This is a genomic window from Neochlamydia sp. AcF65, assembly GCF_018342435.1.
Classification (GTDB): domain Bacteria; phylum Chlamydiota; class Chlamydiia; order Chlamydiales; family Parachlamydiaceae; genus Neochlamydia.
Map to the genome: position 1 here is coordinate 17,056 of NZ_JAEMUE010000015.1, position 23,282 is coordinate 40,337.

The window sequence follows — 23,282 nt, forward strand, 5'->3', positions numbered from 1 at the left end:
CGAAAAAGGTTGATAGGGTTTAAAAATCTTTGGAGAAAAATTGTTAAATTTTTTTGCAGCAGCATATCTAAAGCTTCCTAGAGGATTAAAACCTATTTCTCACTAATTTTACTAAAGTCTAGCAATTGAGAGAACATGTCAAAAACGCGCTGCAGCAAAGCTAGGCGGTTGCCGCGCAATTTTAGATCATCCGCCAAGATTTTAACTTCATCAAAAAGCTGGGCTAAAGCTGGTTGAATATCTGCAATTAGTTCGTAAGCTTTATCATAATCATGCGTGATAATCGCTTGGCTAAGTTGTATTTGCTTTTGGCCTAGCAAAGCATCCAAGTTTTTCTCAGCATTCTCTTTAAGTAATTCTTTTGAAAAAGCGGCACTTGGAATGTTTGCTAATTGGCCTTTAGCTCTTTTATAAACTTCAAAGAGAAGGGGGAACTTTTTGCTGGTTTGCCTAAAATGGTGAAGGGATTTAGCTTTGCAAAAAGTATCGTAGATATCACTAAAGTTAGAAGAAAGAGAAGCTTCGATTTCATCTTTAGAAAGGTCATATTCTTGGAAAACTGATTTAATACGGTTGGTAATGAAAGCTTCTATCTCTTGTAATAAATGCTCTTTATCTCCTATTAAAGCTGCAGGAAAATGATCAAAACATTGCCGGAAGACCTCCATTAAGGGTAGGCGGTAGCGCCCATTGATAAGCATTTTAATCACGCCGAGAGTCTGGCGCCTTAGCGCATAGGGGTCACTAGAAGAGGTAGGCTTAAGATTCACACAATAGCAACCGATTAAATTATCGATTTTGTCAGCAAGGCTTACTAAGGTGCCTGTAAGGGTTTGGGGTAAAGGAGCATTCTCTCCTCGCGGCATCCAATGTTCATCGAGGGCTTCGGCTACCTCGGGATCCTCGCCTGAAGCTAGCGCATAGTATTTTCCTATTGTACCTTGTAGGTTGGGAAATTCATAAACCATTTCCGAGGCTAAATCGGCTTTACATAACCAAGCTGCTCGTTTAGCTTTTTCTAAGCTACCTTTTTTAAGCAATTTTTGCAAAATTTCTACATGGGAGACAATCCGTTTAACCTTATCCCATACGCTCCCTAAGTGAGCTTGGAAAGTCACTTGTTTAAGCTTTTCATTGTAAGAATCTAAGGATACTTTCAAGCCCTGCTCATATAAAAAAGCTCCATCAGAGAGCCTAGCTGATAAGACACGCTCATTGCCGGCCCGTATATAATCCGAAGGATTGTTGTCAGCGGTGATAATGAAGATGTTTTGCAGTTGCCCGTGAGCATCGGTAACAGGAAAATATTTTTGATGTTCCACCATCTCAGAAATCAATACTTCTTTAGGAACCTTAAGAAAAGAGGCATTGAAGTAGGCATAAGTTACTTGGGGCCACTCCACCAAGTTCAAAACTTGGGGGATGACAGCCTTTCGACAGATAATCTTTGCTTGTAAAGAGTGTTCTAGCTTATCTAGGGTAGCAATGATGGTATTTTCTCTTTCCCCCATATCTACCATCACCTGATGTTTCTTTAAAATTTCCACATACTCTTGGGCTTTATTAAGAGCAAAAGCCTCAGGGCACAGCTGACGATGCCCAAAGGATTTCCGACCGGCCTGAATATTGCCCACGCTAAAGGGGATGATATGAGGGCCATGAAGGCAGGTGATCCAGCGCAGAGGACGTGCGTAAGAAATTTCAAGAGAACCCCAGCGCATTTTTTTAGGAAAATCGAGGCTTAAAATGAGACTAGGTAAGCTTTTAGCTAAGATTTGCGCTGTCGGTATTCCTGGTGTTTGCATGGAGGCAAATAGATAATCGATTCCTTTGATTTGTTGAATGCGGATGGAACCGTCGGTAGCTTCACGGATAGCAGCTAAGGAAATAGGGGAAATGCCAAGCGAGCGAAAGAAACCTTCACCTGCCGGTTTTAATTGCCCATCGCTGCCATAGGCTTGCTCTAAAGAGGGCCCCTTTTTTTCTAGGATTTGCGGGGGCTTAAGGTAAGGAAGATCTTCAACATACAAGGTCAGGCGGCGAGGAGTTCCATAAGTTTTAATGTCTCCATAAGCAATACCTTCTTTATTTAAAAAAGCTTTAAATGCTTTTTCTAGATTTTGACAGCCCAAGCTGACAAATGCTGCGGGGAGCTCTTCAGAGCCAATTTCTAAAAGAAAAGCCTCTTTTTTATTAGAATCAAGCATTTCCATTTCTTCTTCTTTAGAAGGCGTAGGAGCTATAATCTCTTCCTTTCCCGTTGGAGGTTCAAAGTTAAATTTGCCTAGTAACGGGTAGTTAAGTTGCTCGCGGCTCTTTGTATAACTTTCGGCAATTTGCTTAGTAAGATTACGTATACGGGCAATATAACCTGTTCGCTCAGTAACAGAAATGGCGCCGCGTGCATCCAGAATATTAAAAGCATGCGAAGCTTTCATGACAAAATCATAGGCGGGCAGCGGCAAGCCTGCAGCCATTAATGCTTGAGCCTCTTTCTCAAAATCATTAAAGTGTCGAAACCACATTTCGGTTGAAGCGTTTTCGAAATTGTAATGGCTCCATTCCACTTCATTACGATGATAGATATCTTTATAGGTAATCTCTTCATTCCATTGTAAATCAAAGATATTATTGACTTTTTGTAGATACATGGCCAAACGCTCAATCCCATAGGTAATCTCACCGGTGATGGGTTTTAAATTGAGCCCCCCCACGCATTGAAAATAAGTAAATTGGGTAACTTCCATTCCATCCATCCAGACTTCCCATCCTAATCCCCAAGCTCCAAGTGTAGGGGCCTCCCAATCATCATGCACAAAGCGGATATCATGCTCACTTAAGTTAAAGCCAATAGCTTCTAAGGATTTTAGATAAAGATCCTGAATATGCGAGGGTGAGGGCTTGAGAATCACCTGGTATTGAAAATAGTGTTGAAGCCGGTTGGGGTTGGTTCCATAACGTCCATCTGCAGGGCGGCGTGAGGGCTCAATGTAAGCTGCACGATAAGGCTCGGGACCTAAGCAGCGTAGAAAGGTGGCAGGGTTAAAGGTCCCGGCTCCTACTTCAAGATCATATCCTTGATGGATAATACATCCTTGCTGTTCCCAAAAAAGCGAGAGACGTCTTAAAACTTCCTGAAAGGTAATCATATAGATACTCATTTTTTATAAAAGGCATGATGTTATCTTATTTAAGAAAAATAACGCTACATTTTCATCATCTTCACTTCTCTCCTATTGCTTTCCCTTTTATTTTTTATTATAGAGCCCAAAGTTCTTTACTTGCGTTTTCGTCTTGTAAATAGCTTAAACTGAACCCTCCCTAGCTAGGAAATCATAAAAATCGAGGAAGAAAACTTCTAACTAGCCAATAAATAGCTCCCTACATCTTTAGATATATGTATAACTTTTCTATTCTTACCAGGGAAGCTGGCCTTTAATAAAGGAGGTAAGGCACTTTCTCTTATCCCAACAAGCAAGTTTTGAGGCAGGCTCTACAGATTTTTAGTAGGCTTGTTTTTTTAACGCCAGCTAAAATAATTAGTAAGGAATTAACTAGTAGTTATTTAATACATATGGTATGCTGCACTATAAATAAAATTATTGATTGAGAAAATAATGACAAATTTTTGTGACTTAACTTATTCAGAGCTTGTAGATTGGTTAGAAACTTATGAGGAAAAAAAGTTTCATGCACGCCAACTCTTTGAATGGGTGTATAAAAAATCGATCCTGGATTGGGATTTGATGTCTAACCTGAGTAAGCCTCTGCGCGAAAAGCTAAAAAAAGGCTTGTTGTTGCCTACCTTGCAATTGGTAAAAATTACTCCTTCCACAGACTTAGAAACTTATAAATTTCTCTGGAAGTTAAGGGATGGTAATCTGGTCGAATCAGTACTGATCTGCTCTGGTGAGCGTCGTACTGTTTGTGTTTCCTCGCAAGTAGGATGTCCTGCTAACTGCGCCTTTTGTGCTTCGGGAAAACAGGGTTTTTTTCGTAATCTACGACCTGGGGAAATTGTCGAGCAGATCGTACAGATTAACCATTGGTTAAAGCAAAAAGAAGAACGTGTTTGTCATGTGGTTTATATGGGAATGGGTGAGCCTCTTAAAAATTATGAGGCCGTGATGAAATCCATTCATCTCATCATTGATGAGGCAACTCTTAATATTTCTCAAAGAAGGATTACGGTCTCTACGGTAGGAATTGTGGATGGAATCAAGCGTTTAAGCACCGAAAACCTTAAAGTCAATTTGGTTCTTTCTCTTCATGCTCCTAATCAAAATATTCGTAAAAAGATTATTCCCTATGCGCGCAAATATCCTTTAGAAGATATTTTAGCTGCTATGGATGAATATAGTATGAAAACGAAGCGCGATATTACCTATGAATACACTCTGCTTGCGGGTATCAATGATCATCCTGATCATGCGCATGAATTGGCTCATCTATTAAAAGGCAAGCAATGTACAGTTAATTTAATTCCCTACAACCCTATTCCAAATGTTAGGCTGCAGCGGCCTGATAGGAAAGCGATTAAAGAATTTAGAAGCGTTTTGTTTGGATGCAAGATCGTTAACACTTGCCGCTACACCAAAGGTGATGATATTGCGGCAGCCTGTGGGCAATTGGCGATGCAGCAGCAGAACTTACCAAAGCCCGCTTTAGCAATGATGCCAGAGTAAACAAAAGTGATCTGCTTTTTAATCCATTAAGGGGGATGCTTTAAGCAACTGCTAATTCAGAAGTAGGCTTTCGGTATCATTGTAAAAAAAAAAGCTTAGGGAGTGAATTTATCATGATGAAACCCACCTATGAAGATCTTTTCATACTTGTCCAGCATCAGAGCCAGATGGTTTTTGAGCAGGAACAGACGATTAAACGTCTTGAAAAGCGCATTCTCGAGCTTGAAATAATGCTAAATCTTCCTCCCAGCAATCGCTCTAAATCGCCTAGATCTGAGCAAAAGAAAAATCGTCGGTCTCCTAAAAGAGGAGCTAAACCTTAAGTATAAAGGTTGTTTCGGCTATTACTCCCTTCAGAAAAAACCAAGGCTATCATTCTTTCATTTTTGTCTATCGGCTATCCTTATGGATCTAGTTAAACCAGCAATTATTCCCTTAATCTTTGGTAGGATGATATAGAAAAAGATGGCAAGAGAAAAATTTTAAACTTGAAAGAATTGACTTTACTCAAGCGGTTGATGGATTAAATAGGCAGCGCTAGGGCCTAACCACTTGGCGGTAAAGCTTTTTAGGGAAGAATTATTTAAGTTTTCTCTTACTAAACGGCTACCTTTAAAAAGGGGTGAAAAGCCTTAAAAGGAGGTTTTTTCCTGGCTTTCTAGGGAGGAAGGAAAAAGCATTTTTATTTATTAGGTTGCTTAAGATAAGAAGCTCCCTTTAAAATTACGCTCTGCAATAAAAGGTGTTTATGTCTTTTGATCTCAAAAAACTCGATCTTTTTCCTACCCAGCCTGGTGTTTACTTGATGAAGGGGGAGCAAAATGAGATTCTTTACGTGGGCAAAGCCAACAATTTGCGCCAACGGGTCAAGCAATATTTTGCTGCAGGTAGAGATGGGCGTCTAATGGTCCCTTTTTTAATTGCAAAAGTTGAAGAAATTGATACGATTGTTGTTAATTCAGAAAAAGAAGCCTTGTTGTTAGAAAACAATCTGATTAAGCAATACCAGCCTAGATATAATGCTTTACTCAAAGATGATAAAAGTTATATTGCTTTAAAAATTAACAATCGACATCCCTGGCCTATGGTCAGCCTTATACGCTATCGGGGTAAACCTAAATCCGATGGTTACTATTTTGGACCTTATACAAGTGCTCTAGCTGCTCGCCATACTTTAGATTTAATTCAACGTATTTTTCCCTTAAGGCAATGTTCTGATCAGGAACTCGTCCGTCGCCATCGTCCCTGTATTCTTTACGATATCAAGCGTTGCATAGCCCCTTGTGTCAATAAATGTACAAAAGAAGAGTATAATCATTACATGGATGGAGCTATCAAGTTTTTGAGGGGGCAAGATAAGGAAGTTTTGCAAGACTTAAAAGCTGAAATGGAGCGTCAGTCGGAAGCTTTAGAGTTTGAAAGGGCAGGAGAGATTTTACAGACCATTCGTCAGATTGAGAGAACGATTGAAACGCAAAAAGTAGATAAGCCTCTCGGGGAGGATGCCGATGCTTTTGGAATTTTTCGCCAAGGCGATGAGGCCATTCTTTGCCAGCTTTTATTTAGGGCAGGTAAGCTTGTAGGATCAAGGCGCCATAACTTTAGTCAGATCGCTCAAAATGATCATGAGTTGCTCGAATCTTTCCTATTACAAAATTATGATGAGCAGGCTGAATTGCCTCATGAAATTTTACTTTCCGCGCCTGTTAATAACCCGTCGGCTATTGCTGAAATTCTCTCTAGCCAAAGAAAAAGAGGAGTACGCATTTATCATCCGCAGAGGGGTAACAAATTAGCGATGGTTGAAATGGCTATCGCTAATGCCAAAGCTTCTTTTCATCAAGAAAAAGATTTGCAAGCTGTTAGGGAGCGAACCTTATTAGAAATGGAAGAGAGGTTCCATTTGAATAGGTATCCTGAGCGCATCGAATGTTTTGATATTTCTAATATGGCAGGCACCACCATTGTCGCTACGATGGTTGCTTTTACTAATGGTCAAAAAGACTCCAATCGTTATCGCAAGTATAAGATTCGTACGATCGATCAATCGAATGACTATGCTTCTATGCAAGAGGCTTTAAATAGACGTTATCTAAGAGCTAAAGAAGAAAATGATTTACCTGATTTGTTGATAGTGGATGGAGGAAAAGGACATCTTAACATGGCTTTAAAGCTGCTAGCCGATTTAGATATCGCCACCGTCGATGTGATCGGCTTAGCAAAAGAAAGAGGGCGGCACGATCGCGGCATGACAGAAGAGCAGGTGTTCTTGCCAGGTGTTAAAGATCCCCTTTTATTGCATAAGACCTCACCTGTTTTGTTTTTACTCCAGCAAATTCGTGATGAAGCTCACCGTACGGCCATCACCTACCATCGCCATTTAAGAACAAAAAAAACAATTAAAAGTTCCCTCGATGATATCCCGGGCATAGGTCCTAAAAAACGTGCTTTGCTGCTAAAGCATTTCGGTAGTGTTAAAAAAATAAGGGAAGCTACCCTAGAAGAGATCTCGCAACTTCCCCGCCTTACCCAAAAAGATATAAAGGCTTTAACCGAATATTTAAAAAATGCAAAGTGATGGGGCTGCTTATTAAAAATTAAGGGATCATTCTTTTTTGATTGAATAAATTCAGTACTCTCCGTTAACATGCCTTCTTCACTAATCCCGATGGGATATTAGCTCAGTTGGTTAGAGCGCCACGTTGACATCGTGGAGGTCAGCTGTTCGAGTCAGCTATATCCCACCATTTTATGGTTATGACTAATCCGCTAAAAACTCTAAGACAATCGGCTGCAGAGTTATTAGCGCTTGCTATTTGTAGCCTTTTTCCAAAAGCACAGCTATTCCAAGGCGAGGCCACAGATCTGGGCTTCTACTACGATTTTTTTCTTCCCGAAGCTATTACTCACGAGCAATTCTTGTATATCGAAGAGCGCATGCGTGACTTTATGCGGCAAAGCCTGCCCTTCAAGCCTATGGAAATGATGCGCAAAAATGCTATCGAGCTATTTAAACATCAGGGGCAAACCCTTAAAGTTATTTTATTAAAGGCTTGTGCAGAGACTTTAGTGCATGTTTGTCAAGTGGGTGAGTTTTACGATTGGGTGGCACCTCCTTTTGTTGAGACGACTAAGCAGGTGGGAGCCTTTAAATTATTAGAGGTAAGTTCTTTTAAAGTTTCCTTACCCGGTAGACCTAATCTTTCATTAACACGCATCCAGGGAACCGTATTTTCTGAAAGCTATAGCCTTAAGCAATTTCTGAAGAAAAGAGAGATTGCCAAGCAATGCGATCACCGGCAACTGGGTCAGCAGATGAATCTATTCACTATTTTGGACGAGACATGTCCAGGCTGCTGGACCTGGTACCCTAAAGGAGTTATCCTTCGGGAAACATTGCTAAATTGGTTGAAAGCCGAGTATCAACGACAAGGGTGTCAATGGGTAACAACTCCCACGCTGGTAAAGCAGCCTTTTGCCGATTCAATAGAGCCTTTGACTTTACGTTTTAAAGCCGAAGGATTAGATTATGCTTTATGTGCTAGTAAAGCTTCTTTGCATGCCTCTCTTTACAAATCTAAGCCACATTCTTACCAAGAACTGCCCCTCGCTTATGCAGAATACGCTGAATTTTACAATCAAGGGAAAGAGATCCACCAATGGGGAATGTTAAGGTCCCGTTCCTTTCATGCCGATCAGTCTCATATCTTCTGTGGTGCCGAGCAACTTTTAGATGTGCTCATTTCTTCCTTGCAATTCATTAATAAAACTATTAAAGTAATGGGGTTTGGGATCCAATGGCATCTGATTGTTAAAAGCAGAAAGTATAAGAAGCTTCCTAAAAAGTGGGAGGAATCTCAAGCTAGTTTAGTCAGAGCCTTGGATGTAAGCGGCTTTAAATATGTGATTGACAAAGAGCCTCAAGAGTATTATGGTCCTGCTATAGAAGCGCGATTCACTGATATACTGGGGCGTGATTGGAAAAGCTCTTGCATTTATATTGACTTGTACCATCCCGATAAAATGGGCTTATCCTATCCAGGGCAAGATAGCAAAATACATGCGCCTGTCATGGTAGGTCGAGCGGTACTAGGTTCAATTGAACGTTTAACAGCTATTCTCCTTGAACACTATGCCGGGAACTTGCCTCTATGGCTTGCTCCTGAACAGATACGCATCATTCCAGAGATGAATAAAAATTTCGATTATGCTATTCAGGTGTTTGAGGAGATAGAAAAAGCTGGTTTCCGGGTGAGTATGGATGATTCTACTCACAATGCTGGGTTAAAGATTCAAGCCGCTCACTATGAAAAAATTCCTTATCTTGTAAGAGTAGGGGATAAAGAAGAAGAAAATCGCACCGTTATATTTAAGAAATATCAGCAAGAAAGCGTGCAAGAGGAAGTTTTAAATAAATTTCTTGAGCAATTGAAGTTAGAAAACGAATTAAAAACTTAAATGAAGTCTACCTCTTTAAGAAAGAGGTCTAATAAAAACTAAGAAGTGCAAGGTAACATTTTTGTGCTTCTATAACGAGGGTGGAATTTCGGTTGAAAGTTAACAGAGAAATACGTGCTCCGCGCGTTCGTTTGATTACGCAAACTGGTGAGCAAATTGGTGTAGTCCCTTTGCATGAAGCCTTAGCTAGAGCTGAAGAAGATGGATTAGATTTGGTAGAAATATCAGCAGGCTCTAATCCACCCGTATGTAAAATTATCAACTACGGCAAATTTCGTTACGATCAAACGAAACGAGAAAAAGAGAGCAAGAAAGCTCAACATCAAGTTAAAGTAAAAGAAATTAAGGTCAAGCCGAATATCGATATCCATGACCTAGAGACAAAGATTAGACATGCTCGAGATTTTATCGCTAAAGGCAATAAAGTCAAGTTAACATGCATGTTTAGAGGGCGAGAGATGGCTCATCCAGAGATTGGAGAAAAGGTTCTTCGTAAAGTGTGCGAAGATCTAGAAGAAATCGCCACTGTAGAGTCTCCTTCTAAGCTATTTGGAAGAATGCTCATTGTCATATTAGCACCTGGTGGAAAGAAGAAAAAAGAAGGCGCGAAAGGCCCCTCGAATGAGAGCCAGCCTACCAGGGAAGAAGAAAGCGCATAGGCAAAATGAAAAGATATGTAGGGAGAAGTTCACGTGCCTAAGATGAAAACAAAAAAGGCTGTTGCGGCCAGATTCAAATTGACGGCAACTGGTAAGCTCAAAAGAGGGCGTCCAGGTAAGCGGCATATTTTGAATAAAAAAACACCTAAGCGTAAACGCCAGCTATCCAAACCGGCGTTAGTTAATGAGGCGCAATTGAAAACGTACAAACGATTAATGTGCGTATAAAATATAGATCTGACTAGCTAAAAGTCAGAAAGATGAATGAAACGATCTAATATTTTAATAATTAAAGAATTAGACAAATAACAGTGGAGATAAGCTATGGTTAGAGTAACCAATGCTGTTGCTTCACATCGTCGCAAAAAAAGACTACTTAAGAGAGCTAAAGGGTTTTTCGGTGATCGAAAAAACCACTTGCGTCTTACAAGTGATGCGGTTAATAAAGCGTTGGCCTATAATTACCGCCATCGCAAAGAGAAAAAACGCGAGTTCCGTAGCTTATGGATCATGCGAATTGGAGCCGCTGCAAAAATCCATGGAATTTCTTATAGCAAGTTTATTCATGGTTTGCAAAAAGCGCGATGTGATTTAGATAGAAAAATGTTAGCCGATATGGCTATTCGTGATCCCCAAGGCTTCGCCGCCGTGGTGAATCATGCAAAACAAGCCCTTGCATAACAAGGTATTGATTTCCTACATTTTTAGCAGAGCCACCGAGTGTGACTCTGCTATTTTTTTATTTTTATTTTTTGAGGAAGATTGTGCATAGCTCCATTCAAGCCATCCATAGCGATTTTACTGCCGATATAGCTGCCGTAAAGACCACGGCAGAGATAGAAAATTTGAAAATAAAGTATTTAGGGAAAAAGGGTCTTATCCAAAATTTGATGAAACTCTTAAAAGAGGTTAATCCTGACCAGCGGCCCGCCTTTGGCAAGGAAATTAATGAGCTTAAAGAAAAAGTTTTGCATCAAATTGAGGAGCATGAAAAGCAGCTGATAGCTAAAGAAGAAGATCAGCAATTGGCTCAAGAAAAGATTGACATTACTTTACCTGGCAGGCGACATTCCATTGGGCGTAAGCATATAATTACGCAAGCCTTAGACAGTATTCTAGATATTTTAGTAGGCATGGGCTTCTCTGTACAATATGGCCCTGATATTGATACCGATTATTACAACTTTGAAGCCCTTAATTTCTCCTCTGATCATCCAGCGCGTGATATGCAAGATACTTTTTATATCACACCTGATGTCCTTCTACGCACTCATACCAGTAATGTGCAAGTGCGCGTCATGGAGGCTCATCAGCCCCCTATTCGCATCATTACCCCTGGTAAAGCTTATCGCAATGAAACCATTACAGCTCGTTCCCATGTTTTCTTCCATCAGGTGGAAGGCCTATATATCGATAAAGGTGTGACCTTTGCCGATCTTTTAGCTACCATGCAAGAGTTTTTTAAAAAACTATTTCGACGAGAAATTGAGACGCGTTATCGTCCAAGTTACTTTCCTTTTGTTGAACCAGGCTTAGAGGTAGATATCTCCTGTCTTTCTTGCAAGGGAACAGGATGCCAGCTCTGTAAGCACTCTGGTTGGCTGGAAGTTGCAGGGGCTGGAATGGTGCATCCCGAAGTATTAAAGAATGGAGGAATTGACCCGGAAGTTTATTCGGGCTATGCTTGGGGAATAGGCGTAGAAAGAATGGTATTGCTAAAACATGGAGTAAAAGATATTCGTCTATTTACAGAAAATGATCTGCGTTTTTTAGAGCAATTCACCCATTTTTAATCCCTTCTAATTAAGGATACTTAAAAAGTTGTAGAAAAAGAATAGGAGTAAATTTTTTAGCCTGTTTAAATTTTTTTTAAGGGTTAATATGCAATGGATGGTAGATACAGCAGAAAGTGGCCAAAAGCTGGTCAATTTTCTTAAAGAAAAGTTAGGTTCAAGCTATTCTGCTCGCCAAATTAAGAGCTGTATTGAATATAATGGATGTTATGTAAATCATCGCCTCGAGCATTTTGCTTCTACAGTTCTTGCTAAAGGAGATAAAGTTTCCTTGCCCGCAGGAATTCTACAGAAAAAACCTTCTGCTTCTTTCCAATTCTTACCTAGCCAGATTATTTATGAGGATAAAGAATTACTTGTCTATAATAAGCCTGCAGGAGTAGCCTCGGATGGCCAAATATTGATAGAAGCTTTAAAAGCTTATAATGGGAGGTGGGAGCTTTTGCATCGTCTAGATCGGGATACGACCGGGCTGTTGATGTTTACGCAAGGTAAGGCGTTTCGCGAAAAGATGGTAACTGCTTTTAAAAAGCAGGAGATCGATAAAGTTTACTTAGCTCTTATTGATGGAATTCCTAGGCAAGAAGCAGGAAGCATTAACAACTATTTAGGTAAAATTCATGGTTATCTTGGACAGTCGTTATGGGGGTCTGTCCCTCCCGCTGAGGGCCAGCAGGCCGTTACAGCCTGGAAAGTTCAGAAAAAAGGCCCAAAAGCCTCTTTAGTGCACTGCTACCCGCGCACAGGCCGCACCCATCAAATCCGCGTGCACATGAGTGAAATGGGACATCCTATTTTAGGAGATGGGCAGTATGGAAAGCTCTTTCATTGTTCTTATTATAGCCCGCGTTGTCTTTTACATGCTTATGAGCTATCCTTTATCCATCCCACTCTTCTACGCAAAATGCACTTTCAAGCCCCTATTCCTCTAGATTTTCAGCAAGCCATGGCGCAGGTGTTATGAGAATATTGATCGTTAAGACCTCTTCCCTAGGGGATATTATTCATGGCTTTCCGGTACTTGCTTTTCTTCATCAGCAATTTCCAAATATTAAAGTGGATTGGGTAGTGGAGAAGAGCTTTGCCGAAATTGTTAAAAGCCACCCTTTAGTTGAACGCGTCATTGAAATAGATACAAAAAATTGGCGAAAAAGGCCTTTTAGCTTAAAAACATGGAGCAGCATATTAAGCTTTCGCTCCGCCCTACAACAGCAAGAATATGCGGCTGTGATTGACTTGCAAGGTAACACTAAATCAGCCATTCCTACTTTTTTAGCAAGAAGTGCTCATAAAGTAGGGTTTGGATCTAAATCTCTCCAGGAGTGGCCTAACCGGTGGGTAACCCATCATCATTTCGATCCTCCAAAAGAATTAAATGTGCGAGATGAAAACGTATATCTGGTTCAGCACTATTTTCAATGTTATTCTCCCTTAAAAGAGGAAAAATTAATTTTAAATTTAAATGAGGAACAAAAAGGCATTTTTGATCTTCTTTGGACCCAGATAAAAGCGTTACCTGGGCCAAAGATTTTAGTCTGTGCAGGCTCTGCTTGGAGAAATAAAAGGCTTTCTTATGAAGCCCTTGAAAGCTTTTTATATGAAATTTCTAGCAACCTGAAAGTTTCGCTCATTTTAGTATGGGGAAATTCCGAAGAATTAGCCATAGCCCAAAAGCTTCAGTCTGCCTTATTGACAAACGTAAGCCTTTTGGATAAAGTCTCTCTTGCGGTTTTACAAAATTTAATGAGTCGGATAGATGCTGTCATTGCGATGGATTCCTTGCCTTTACATTTAGCTGGAATGTCGGGGACACCTTCCTTTAGTGTGTTTGGAGCTTCTTCTGCTCGTAAATATAAGCCTAAGGGTAGCCTCCATGAAGCTATACAAGGCGAGTGCCCTTATGGCCAGACTTTTGAAAGGCGTTGTCCCGTATTAAGGTCTTGTACGACGGGGTTGTGCATGCGTGGCTTATCAGGAAAATATTTGTTTCAGCAGTTTGCCCATTTTTATTCACAGTTAGAAATTTAAGAGGATCTTTTTAAGCTTTAATAAAATCTTTAAAGGATATTGCTATTGTCTATTCATCAGATTAATTAATAGATAATTTTAGGAGGGGCTTGATGAGCTTTAATGTAGACAAAGGGGCGGAAAAGGGAAGAGAGCTTTTATATAGCTTTTATAAAGATACTCGGCCTCATGGAGGGCGAGCGAAGCTAAGGAATGCTATTGCAACTTTTAATCGCCTTAAAATTGATAAAACGCTTACTCCTGAAGGGCGCTTACGAGAGTCTATACAGCGTTTAATCGATAGAAATTGCTCAGATAGAGAGATAAAAGTTGAGCAGGCGGTAGCTTATCTAGCTTCTAAAATAGAGGATGATAATCATGATACAACTAAGCGATTAGAAAAGCTATTCGATAAAATTAATCACCCCGAGAGGGAAGCTTTTATCACTGGGGAAGAAAAAGCCTTTAAAAAAAGCCCCGCTTATAAAAAGCAATGGCTGCAAGAGAAAATAGCTCAAAGCAAAGAGGAGCGTTCTGCTCTATTAAAAGCCAATCAAGCAGTTCTTAAGGATATAGAGGGTCCTTCCTTTATCTACTTATCGCCTTTGATTGAGAAGCTTGATGCGTTTATTTTAAAAGAGGAGAATTCTCTCCTTGGGCAGCATAAAGCCCATATAATTAAAATCTTGCGTACCTTCAACGATTTAAATAAAAAAAGCCTTTCCGAAGCGGAGCAAGCTAGGATGCGCGAATTTCTCGCAAGGGTGGACTGGGGAATTTTCGAACCCGAAAACATTTCCTACCTTCACAAAGCCAATATTCATAATATTGAAATACTAAGTGACTTGCCTGCAGGCAATCAACTGCTAGACTCTGAAGTGAGAAAAACTTTGAATGAAAATGCTTATAAAATTCTAGCGCTTGAAGAAGAGATTGCTGATAAAGAAAGAGAGCTTGATCGATTATATGGCGAGCAACATGAACTGTTTATTCAAAGCCCACTCCCTCCTTCTTCTGTAAACAGAGGAGAAACTCCTCCTACATCGCAAGATGACATTTATCAAAAGGAAGAAAAAGACCTAGCAGACTTATTAGCTGTAATAGCAGCCATGGATGAAGAAGAAGAAAGGGCGAGAGAAGAGCCAAGTGTGGAAAGGGCCTCACCCCGGGAAGAAAATCCTCTTACCTTTGCAAGCTATGATGAAGAAAAAGCACTAGCAGAAGCATTAGCTGCAAGCTTAGAAGAATTTGAAGAATCAAACCCACCTAAAAAAAATGGGGGGGAGCGAAAGGCAGCTAAAAACTTTGGCAGAGGCCCTTTATCTTCGCTTGAGGGCATGCAACGGACAGAAGAAAAAGTTAAAGAGGGGATGCAGCCAGCTACCTTTAACATTTCTCCTCTTGCTTCCCTCCATATCAAAGAAGGGAACGGGGGGTTACCAGAAGCCTTTACAGCACCTGACATAACTTCTCAAAAGGATAGAGTAGGAGCAGGGTCATCTATGCAGGCGTCCCCCTTAAGAGCTGCTTCTACAAAGAGGGTAGAAGCAAAACTAGACACAGCTCAAAAGGTAAAGGATAAAGAGAAAATGGCTGAAGTTAAGCAAGAATCCCTAGTCACAAAGGTTTTCAAGTTTTTAGCGGCTCCTTTTATTAAAATTGGCCAATGGCTTTTAGCCTGTTTTTGGTGGATTTTTAAAAGAAAAAATTCATGGATAAAGCTTAGTTAAAAAGTAGGAGAATGGATACAAAGCTAGAAGCCTATGGCTCCCTTAATGGACACTAGGTCTCTAGCTTTTTAAGCTTGCCATTCTAAAACCCTTTCTTTGTAGATTTTAAGTCTCCTCCAAGAGTTTGCTCCTACAAGCTTGCTAGCTTTCTCATCTTAATAAAGTATCCTGAGCACTAATTTTTGCAATAAAATGAGTGCCTAGCTGCATGGGTTTATTTTTATATGAGGGACATGGAGTACAAAAATATAAATTTTATGCATTTCGTTAAAAGGTCTAGGAGGGCCAATAGAGGGGCTGACTGGCAAGAATGAATCCTTCTTTGGAAATCTTTACCTTCCCTTGATAAGTTTTCCTTATATCTTTTAAGGGTGAATTTCGCTAATATTTTTTGTTGAAGCGGGAAGGTAATAAGAATGAAAGGGGAGGAAGTGCATTCTTTGGCCTTTTGTATTGATGATTAGAGTTTTACTTTTTTCTAAGACTTTCTTGGGGGCCATATTTTTTAAAAACCTCTTAAGAAAAGATGACGAAGCGTTTGCTGGGTTTCCACAAAAATCTCTCCGTCCGGCTTTAAAGCTTCTATCTCTTCTAGGGTAAACCAGCGTATCCCATTAGTCTCACTAGGGTTTTCTTTGATCTCGCCTCCGATAGGGCGGGTAATATAAATAAAATCAACATGTTGATGGGCAGGTTGATCTCCGAAAGGAGGAATTTCTTCTAACAAGCATAGATAGGGACGTTCAAAACTATGCGCATTCCATCGCTCAATCCATATATTTTCTTGAAGAATAATCTCAACCTCAAGGCCCGTTTCTTCTTTAGCCTCTCGTCTGGCTGCCATAGGAGGAGTTTCGTGAGGATACATATGCCCCCCAGGAGGCAACCATTTGCTTAATTTTCGATGGAAAACGAGTAAAACTTTTTCATGATCAAAAATATAAGCGGTGGCGGTGCATTGTTTTTCCATATAACCTTATCTAAAATTTTAACCTCCTACCCTATCACTTACGGAAGGATTATTCTAGTTTTTTTACATCACCTTAGTTTATAAATGAGAAGGCCTATTAAGGCTATAAACCTAAAAGTCAGATTTTATTTATCGGGTAGCTAAGGGAATATTTACTTCTGTTTTGTCCTATCTTGTCTAGTGAATGGCTGGCTTTTAAGCTGTTTTTAAAAGGAAAGAACCCCAGGATAAAAATAAAATTCCTTAATAGGGCCCCTATGAACATGTAATCCTCGATTATTTATTTAATCATCTAAACTTAAAGTGGCTATGCAAGAATTTAATCAACTGATAGAAATTATTGAGCGTTTGTTAGCGCCAGGCGGATGCCCTTGGGATCAGGCACAAACGTTACATTCGCTAAGATCTTCGCTTTTAGAAGAAAGCTGTGAAGTCATTGAAGCGATAGATTTAGGCAACAATAGCCATATTCAAGAAGAGCTAGGGGATCTTTTTTTTAATGCTGTTTTTCTGTGCAAGATAGCAGAAAAAGAGAAGCGTTTTACTTTTGGTGCCGTGCTTAACGAGCTTAATGAGAAATTAGTTCGACGCCATCCCCATGTTTTTGGTGAGGGAAAAAAGATAAATACTTCTCAAGAGCTTTCTCAACAGTGGGAAGAAATAAAAAAGCGTGAAAAAGGTAAAGATACGCGCAAAAGTGCCCTGGATGGCATTTCTAAGGGTTTGCCTGCTTTATCACGCGCTCAAAAAGTCCTTAAAAAAATAAAAAATTCTGGCTATTTAAGAGATTTACCCACCGGTGATCTTGCTGGTATCCATAATGAAAATGAATTAGGTAAACATCTTCTTTTCTTGGTAGAAGTAGCTCAAAAGCAGGGCCTAGATGCTGAGCATGCTTTAAGAAAAACTCTCACCCATTTAGAAAAAGATTTTCAACTTTTTGAAAAAAAAGCATTTATAAATAACGAGGAATAAGCTATCTTTATAGCTGCCGGGGACCTTGTGGAATGAAATAGTTCGAACCAGGTCAGGACAGGAATGTAGCAGCCTTAAGGATAATGTTTATGCCTTGAGATAATCTCCGGCACTCTTTTTAATTTAATTTTTCTTAAAGTTAAACGATAGTATGTCCTCTAAATAAGCTATCTTTCTAACAACTTTTTCCTTGTAACGTCTAAGGTTATTGTTTTTTTACCTTCCTTTATTCTAGAGAATAGGGTGGGAAAAATATATTTCTTTATTTATTCTTCTCCTACTCGGCTGCTAGTGCTTTGATGTTAAAATTTTTATAGAGAAATAATAATTTTTTTTGATAAAATTGCATCTTATAAAACTAATTTCTTATTAATAACAGATTTTTATGTCTATTTGAGGTGAAATTGATGAACAAAATTATATTATCTTTAATAATCTGTTTACTTACTATTTCTTGTGGTTCGCGCTATGGAGATTTTTATCCCATGCATGATGACGGTAGAGCCAAACCACGTGTAGTACTATTGCCTACCGTTGATGCTGCGGAAAGATCCTCTAGGAACGATTATCTGCTAAAGAAAACGCGTCAGCAATTGAGAGAAAGGGGAAGTTTATATCTTTATCCCCAAGAGTTCGTCGAAAGACACTTAGATAAGATGAAAAAAGTTTCCTTTTTTGATCCCGATTTTTCTTTTGTAAAGAATTTTGGGGGAGCGGATGTAATAGTAGCTACCGAACTTGTAGAATATCGAAAAGATAGGTATGGAGAGGTAGAGATGAAATGCATGCCCCCTCATCTACATAACAAATACCTACTCACTATGAAGTTAAAGGTGCGTATAATTGATCTACGTGGAGAGCAACCAATAGTAGCTCTGCAAGAGATTATGACAGAGCAGCTCTTGCTCCCTCATGCAGCCTGGGACAGTGATAAGGAAAACTATTATTTTAAAAAATTAAGCGAGCGTTTAGTAAGAGATCTTATCATACGCTTAGAAAATGTAGCATTACACGTTCTGTAGATGAAAAAAGAGAGAGGGAGGGAGATCAAGCAAGCCTTACTCTTTCTAATTTATAAACTTAAGTTTAAGAAGTGGAAAACATGCAAACAGTGATGATTGAGCGGTTACAGATTTTTGCAAGCGCAAGCTTTATATTTATAATGTTTTTGTTAATGGCCTGGAAAAATGATTATTTTAGCTCCAGTAGAAGATTGTCTGAAACCAAGCAAACGTTAGCGGTAAAGTTATGGAGTTATTCTTTTGCTATTTTCTTTCTTTTACAAATTGTATGGGTTCCTGCCTCTTTTAAGCTTTGGACTTTTTTTTATCCACAAGAAGAGCCCTCTTTCCCTTCATCTCTTACTGCAGAAATGCAAGGGTGGTACACTATCTACGCTATTTTTATAACAGGCATAGGAATGGGCGCCTACTACTTTTCTTTATCTAAAGAAAATCAAGAGATAATTTTAGGAGCATGTGCTTCAAAGGGCAGTCTTTATAAGCTACAAGATTTTTTTATTGCTTGCCTCAGTGGGGTCTTAAGTTATCCTTTAGTGATCGCAACAGGTCAATTTGTTGCGCTTTTGTTAATGCTCACCTACCAAAATGTTGAAATTGAACAAGTAGCTGTGCAGCAAATTAGGATGGCAACCTCTTCTCTACCTCTGTTAATGACTTTAAGTGTATGCATTATATTCATCGTCCCCATCATTGAGGAATTGCTTTTTAGGGGGTTTTTACAAAATGGATTGAAGAAATATATGACCTCCCAGCAAGCGATTGGATTGACTTCCTTAATCTTTGCCCTCCTACATTTTTCTTCCCTGCAGGGCTGGGGAAATGTTGAATTAATTGCTTCGCTTTTTGTCTTGTCTTGCTTTCTAGGATTTATTTACGAACGGCAGCAATCGATTTGGGCATCTGTTAGCTTACATGCTATTTTCAATGCGGTTAATATTATGCTAATTTTTTACACAAAAAGAGAGGTTTAATGAAGCACATCTTTACAAAAGCTTGGTTTAAATTAGTGATATTAGGATGGATAAGTCTATTCTCCCTACCTATACAATCGGAGGAAGAAAAAGTCTCTCAGGATGAGCTGAGTGAAATACTTTTAGTCTCTCAAGGGGCGAATGCGTTTGCTATAGATATGTACAATCAGCTGCCCTCCAGGGATAACCTTTGCTTTTCTCCCTACAGTATTTTTTCTTCGTTTGCGATGGCTTATAGCGGTGCTGATGAAAATACCCATAAAGAAATCTCCACTGCTTTTCATTATCCTTCTTCTGTTGAGAAGTTGGGAAAAGGCTTAGCAGAGCTAAACCACTTTTTTACTTTTTATCCAAGCAGTGCTTCTGAGGAAATACGCGTCCGGGTAGCCAATTCTTTATGGATTCAAACCAATTTTTCCTTACTTCCTTCTTATAAAGAAGAAATGAAAAAATATTTCAATGGCACATTTAGAATCGTCGACTTTAAAGGACAAACTGAAACTGCACGGGCTACCATTAATGCTTGGGTTAAGCATCATACCTTTGGCAAAATCGTTGACATTTTGCATCCCCAAGCTATAGATTCCTCTACCCGCATGGTCCTAGTGAGTGCTCTCTATTTGAAAGCAAAATGGAAAAGCCCTTTTGATCCCCATTTAACTACTCAACAACCTTTCTTTTCAGAGGATGGGATCGTTCAGACAGCTTTATCCATGACTCAAACAGCTCATTTTCCTTATCTAGATACTCCCGAAGCTGCCATCGTGGAGCTTCCTTACATTCTTTCGCGAAAGGAGGGTCCTGAATTTTCTATGATGATTATTTTACCTCATCAAAAAGAGGCTTTAAGGGAAGTAGAAAAAGGGTTAACAGCAAGAAAGCTAGAGGAATGGAGAAAAAATTTAAAAAATACTAAGGTACTCGTAACAATCCCTAAATTTAAGGTTCTCCAATTTAGCAATCTAAAAGAGATCTTAGAAAAGATGGGGATGCACACACCTTTTAGTGATCAAGCCAATTTCTCCAAGATAACTGAATTTAAAGGGTTAAAGATTGGAAATGTTCTACATAAAGTCTATCTATCTATAGATGAAAATGGCAGTGAAGCTGCAGCAGCTACCTCTATTAGCATGAATGTTACCTCAATTTTGGAGCCAAAAGCTCCTGTGATCTTTCAAGTAGACCATCCTTTTATCTATATGATTTATGAGAAAAAGACAGGTGCTATCCTCTTTATGGGCAGGGTAACCGACCCTAATAAAAGTTAGCTATTAACTTGTTAAAAAGCTTACCCTCTATCAAGTGCCTAAGCAATTTTGATAGAGGGCAAGAATTACCCATTGAGCTTGCTTTCCTTCTCTCTACTCCCATCTAGTAAAAAAATCTGTAATGAGTTATGATTTCTTCATTAAAATGCAGCTGATTAGTAAGGCCTTTCCTCAAAAATTCTATGTTTATGAACTTAAAGTATTATAAGGTCTCCGTTTACGGCATTTCAGATAAAGGCCTTGTACGCTCAAATAATGAAGATTTTTGGACGCATGTGCATGAGTTAGACTTTGTGGTCTTAACAGATGGCATGGGGGGACATCGTGCAGGGGAGGTAGCGGCACGTGAGGCAGCTAAAGCTCTTTGTGAGCACTTGCAGCAAACACTTGCTATCGCTGGCCCTTCGCTCTCAATTGATGAAGCACATGGTCTTATTCAGCTATCTATCGAGCATGCTAATCATACTGTCTATGAGCTGAGCAAAGCTGAAAAGGAGTGGCGGGGAATGGGAACCACCCTATGCTGCTTACTCTGCCATCCGCAGGGTATTATTTATGCTCACGTAGGGGACAGTAGAATTTATCGTTTACACAACGCTCGTCTTCAACAATTAACTAAAGATCATTCTTTGCTAAGGGAGTTAGTGGACTTAGGTCAAGTGAATGAACGAAGTAAAGATAAATTTATCTATAAAAACATTATCACTAAAGCGGTAGGCACAGAAAAATCGGTGGAGCCTTCTGTGCATATTAGCGATGTAGCTAAAAATGACATTTATCTAATGTGTTCGGATGGCCTTACCGATATGCTGAGCACCAAAGAAATTGAATCCGTTCTCAACAACATTCAAAATATTGAGGCCGCTGCCCACATCCTAGTTGCCAAAGCTAATGCAAAAGGTGGGCATGATAATATCACCTTAGTGATTATTAAAATCGATGAAACGCGTGAATAGAATTTATCTAGATAACAACGCCAGCACTTGTGTGGATCCTCATGTCATCCAGGTAATGACTGAAGTCTTACGCACCTATCCAGGAAATCCTTCTAGTCCTCATTCCTTTGGCCGTGAAGCCCGCCAGGTTTTAAGCCAAGCACGCCAGGCTATTGCTAGCTATCTTAAAGTACGTCCTCAAGAGATCATCTTTACTTCTGGAGGTACAGAGGGAGCGAATATGGCCATTCGCGGTATCCTAGGTGCGTTAACTGAAGGGCATATAGTGACCTCTAACGTTGAACATGCCTGTGTGCATAGCGTGATGGATTTATTGCAGCATCAAGGAATTGAGGTTACATCTCTTGCGGCAGGTTTGCATGGGGCTGTTCTGCCAAAAGATGTAGCTGCTGCTATTCGCCCCCATACCCGATTGATTGCTTTAATAGGGGCAAATAATGAAACAGGAGTGAAAACAGATATTAAAGCGATCGCCAAGATAGCAGAAGAGGCAAATGTTCCTTTTTTTGTAGACGGTGTAGCTTTGCTTGGTAAAGAGCCATTAGAAATTCCTGCAGGTGTGTCAGCAATGTCCTTTAGTGGGCATAAAATTCATGCTCCTAAAGGCTCTGGATTTATTTATCTAAAATCTTCTCAAAAATTACTCCCCTTATTGCACGGAGGGCTGCAAGAATATAACCGTCGCGGAGGAACTGAAAATCTGGCCGATATTGCTGGAATGGCTGCAGCCATGCAAATACTCGCCCAAGCTTTACCAGAAGCTTCTGAAAAGATGCTAAAATTAAGGATCTATTTTGAAGAGTCTTTAAAAAAGCATTTAGGCGAGGCAGTGCACGTGAATGGAGAGGGGGACAGAGTTTGCAATACAGTCAACCTAAGTTTTGACGAGGTAGATGGAGAAACATTGTTAGCGGCTTTAGATATGGCAGGAATTGCTGCTAGCCATGGGTCTGCCTGTTCCTCAGGAGCCATGGAGCCTTCACGTATTCTTCTTAACATGGGGATTCCTTTAAAAAGAGTAAGAGAGTCGATTCGCTTTTCTTTAAGCCGGTATGTCACTCAAGAAGAAATAGATCGTGCAATTAATATAATTGTGAACTTGGTAACCAAACTAAAGGCTTTATAAGCTATCTTTAAGAATAGAGGCTTGCAAATAAGCCAGACATACATGGAAAAAAATGCTGACGTTCTTTCTAGAAGAGGTCGATTGATAATTTTTTATAGCACATAAAATGTTTCCAGTTATCCTACCCTATAAAATTTCTCCTTAAACCTTAAAGCGCTTTAATATATTTTGGATGTGTTAGAGAGCTAACCTTTCTTGTTAAATTAAATTTTGTTTTATTTCACTTAAATTTACAGGTCATCCAAAAACACCTTTGTTTTCCCTTACGGAGATATTGGCAAATAATAGGCTTTAAAAAAACTTAGCCTACATATCCAACTTTCTCCAAGGTGTCTTTCTTCTTAATGATAGGGGTTTTTATAAAGTACCGGGCTGCATAAGAAGTAGCTGAAAAGCCTATAAGGAGTTTCTTTTTCAAGATAAATTTATCTTTTACTTCCTAAGAAATTTTTCCCATATCTTTCCTTATAGAAAATGAAAATAAATATAAGCGGTAAAAATAGCAGCTATAGCTTCTACCCGATGCGAGCAAAGCTTCTCTTCCTTTTTTCTTTAAAATAAAAATTGATCAATAAAGATGAAAAGAATAAGTTAATGGCGAAAAGTTAAGACAAGACCTTAAAAAGCAGGTTACATCAGCATTTAAGGTAATCACTTATCCT

19 protein-coding genes, 1 tRNA gene and 1 other RNA gene are annotated in these 23,282 nt (G+C 39.5%); 19 read left to right on the forward strand and 2 right to left on the reverse strand.

Features of this window, described 5'->3' with window-relative positions:
- Window positions 1-92: 92 nt before the first annotated feature.
- The gene (locus tag NEOC65_RS01220; RefSeq protein ID WP_213155438.1) at window positions 93-3,149 is read right to left on the reverse strand and encodes a glycine--tRNA ligase; all 3,057 of its coding nucleotides are present in this window, start codon (window positions 3,147-3,149) and stop codon (window positions 93-95) included.
- Between the two features lie 468 nt (window positions 3,150-3,617).
- Between NEOC65_RS01220 and rlmN the strand changes: the two genes are divergently transcribed.
- From rlmN to NEOC65_RS01280, 12 genes are all read left to right on the forward strand, one after another.
- Entirely contained in the window at window positions 3,618-4,685 is a 1,068-nt protein-coding gene (gene rlmN, locus NEOC65_RS01225) for a dual-specificity RNA methyltransferase RlmN (protein ID WP_213155439.1), read from the forward strand.
- 113 nt (window positions 4,686-4,798) lie between these two features.
- Window positions 4,799-5,008, forward strand: a complete 210-nt coding sequence (locus tag NEOC65_RS01230; RefSeq protein WP_213152223.1) for a hypothetical protein — start codon at window positions 4,799-4,801, stop codon at window positions 5,006-5,008.
- Between the two features lie 425 nt (window positions 5,009-5,433).
- Window positions 5,434-7,263 (forward strand): excinuclease ABC subunit UvrC, encoded by a 1,830-nt coding sequence (uvrC, locus tag NEOC65_RS01235; protein ID WP_213155440.1) that lies wholly within the window; start codon window positions 5,434-5,436, stop codon window positions 7,261-7,263.
- Window positions 7,264-7,355: 92 nt separating this feature from the next.
- Window positions 7,356-7,432 (forward strand) — tRNA-Val (locus NEOC65_RS01240).
- Between the two features lie 10 nt (window positions 7,433-7,442).
- Window positions 7,443-9,143, forward strand: a complete 1,701-nt coding sequence (locus tag NEOC65_RS01245; RefSeq protein WP_213155441.1) for an aminoacyl--tRNA ligase-related protein — start codon at window positions 7,443-7,445, stop codon at window positions 9,141-9,143.
- A gap of 80 nt (window positions 9,144-9,223) precedes the next feature.
- Complete coding sequence (gene infC, locus NEOC65_RS01250; RefSeq protein ID WP_347566662.1) at window positions 9,224-9,802, forward strand: translation initiation factor IF-3; 579 nt, start codon at window positions 9,224-9,226, stop codon at window positions 9,800-9,802.
- 42 nt (window positions 9,803-9,844) lie between these two features.
- Window positions 9,845-10,030 (forward strand): 50S ribosomal protein L35, encoded by a 186-nt coding sequence (rpmI, locus tag NEOC65_RS01255; RefSeq protein WP_249298967.1) that lies wholly within the window; start codon window positions 9,845-9,847, stop codon window positions 10,028-10,030.
- A gap of 96 nt (window positions 10,031-10,126) precedes the next feature.
- Entirely contained in the window at window positions 10,127-10,483 is a 357-nt protein-coding gene (rplT, locus tag NEOC65_RS01260) for a 50S ribosomal protein L20 (protein WP_166157757.1), read from the forward strand.
- An 80-nt stretch (window positions 10,484-10,563) separates the two neighbouring features.
- Window positions 10,564-11,595 carry a phenylalanine--tRNA ligase subunit alpha gene (gene pheS, locus NEOC65_RS01265; RefSeq protein WP_502710343.1) on the forward strand — a complete coding sequence of 344 codons (1,032 nt, stop codon included), beginning with the start codon at window positions 10,564-10,566 and terminating at the stop codon, window positions 11,593-11,595.
- An 88-nt stretch (window positions 11,596-11,683) separates the two neighbouring features.
- Window positions 11,684-12,559 carry an RluA family pseudouridine synthase gene (locus NEOC65_RS01270; protein WP_213155444.1) on the forward strand — a complete coding sequence of 292 codons (876 nt, stop codon included), beginning with the start codon at window positions 11,684-11,686 and terminating at the stop codon, window positions 12,557-12,559.
- Window positions 12,556-13,623, forward strand: coding sequence for a lipopolysaccharide heptosyltransferase I (gene waaC, locus NEOC65_RS01275; RefSeq protein ID WP_213155445.1), 1,068 nt, complete (start codon window positions 12,556-12,558; stop codon window positions 13,621-13,623). The genes NEOC65_RS01270 and waaC overlap by 4 nt, the downstream gene beginning before the upstream one ends.
- Before the next feature lie 92 nt (window positions 13,624-13,715).
- Window positions 13,716-15,332, forward strand: coding sequence for a hypothetical protein (locus tag NEOC65_RS01280; RefSeq protein WP_213155446.1), 1,617 nt, complete (start codon window positions 13,716-13,718; stop codon window positions 15,330-15,332).
- A gap of 505 nt (window positions 15,333-15,837) precedes the next feature.
- Here the strand turns inward: NEOC65_RS01280 and NEOC65_RS01285 are convergent.
- Complete coding sequence (locus NEOC65_RS01285; RefSeq protein ID WP_213155447.1) at window positions 15,838-16,302, reverse strand: NUDIX hydrolase; 465 nt, start codon at window positions 16,300-16,302, stop codon at window positions 15,838-15,840.
- 309 nt (window positions 16,303-16,611) lie between these two features.
- On the opposite strand from NEOC65_RS01285, the gene NEOC65_RS01290 reads away from it, so the two are divergent.
- From NEOC65_RS01290 to NEOC65_RS01320, 7 genes are all read left to right on the forward strand, one after another.
- Window positions 16,612-17,277: a MazG family protein gene (locus NEOC65_RS01290; protein WP_213155448.1), complete on the forward strand. Its 666-nt coding sequence runs from the start codon at window positions 16,612-16,614 to the stop codon at window positions 17,275-17,277.
- A gap of 15 nt (window positions 17,278-17,292) precedes the next feature.
- Window positions 17,293-17,391, forward strand: an RNA gene (ffs, locus tag NEOC65_RS01295) — signal recognition particle sRNA small type.
- A gap of 293 nt (window positions 17,392-17,684) precedes the next feature.
- Window positions 17,685-18,299, forward strand: a complete 615-nt coding sequence (locus NEOC65_RS01300) for a DUF7499 family protein (RefSeq protein WP_213155449.1) — start codon at window positions 17,685-17,687, stop codon at window positions 18,297-18,299.
- Window positions 18,300-18,379: 80 nt separating this feature from the next.
- On the forward strand, window positions 18,380-19,270 hold the full coding sequence (locus NEOC65_RS01305) for a CPBP family intramembrane glutamic endopeptidase (protein WP_213155450.1): 891 nt from the start codon (window positions 18,380-18,382) through the stop codon (window positions 19,268-19,270).
- Window positions 19,270-20,538, forward strand: a complete 1,269-nt coding sequence (locus tag NEOC65_RS01310) for a serpin family protein (protein ID WP_213155451.1) — start codon at window positions 19,270-19,272, stop codon at window positions 20,536-20,538. Before NEOC65_RS01305 ends, NEOC65_RS01310 begins: the two co-directional genes overlap by 1 nt.
- Before the next feature lie 188 nt (window positions 20,539-20,726).
- Window positions 20,727-21,494, forward strand: a complete 768-nt coding sequence (locus NEOC65_RS01315) for a Stp1/IreP family PP2C-type Ser/Thr phosphatase (protein ID WP_249298958.1) — start codon at window positions 20,727-20,729, stop codon at window positions 21,492-21,494.
- Window positions 21,478-22,620, forward strand: a complete 1,143-nt coding sequence (locus NEOC65_RS01320; RefSeq protein ID WP_213155453.1) for a cysteine desulfurase family protein — start codon at window positions 21,478-21,480, stop codon at window positions 22,618-22,620. The genes NEOC65_RS01315 and NEOC65_RS01320 overlap by 17 nt, the downstream gene beginning before the upstream one ends.
- The last annotated feature ends 662 nt before the right edge of the window (window positions 22,621-23,282 follow it).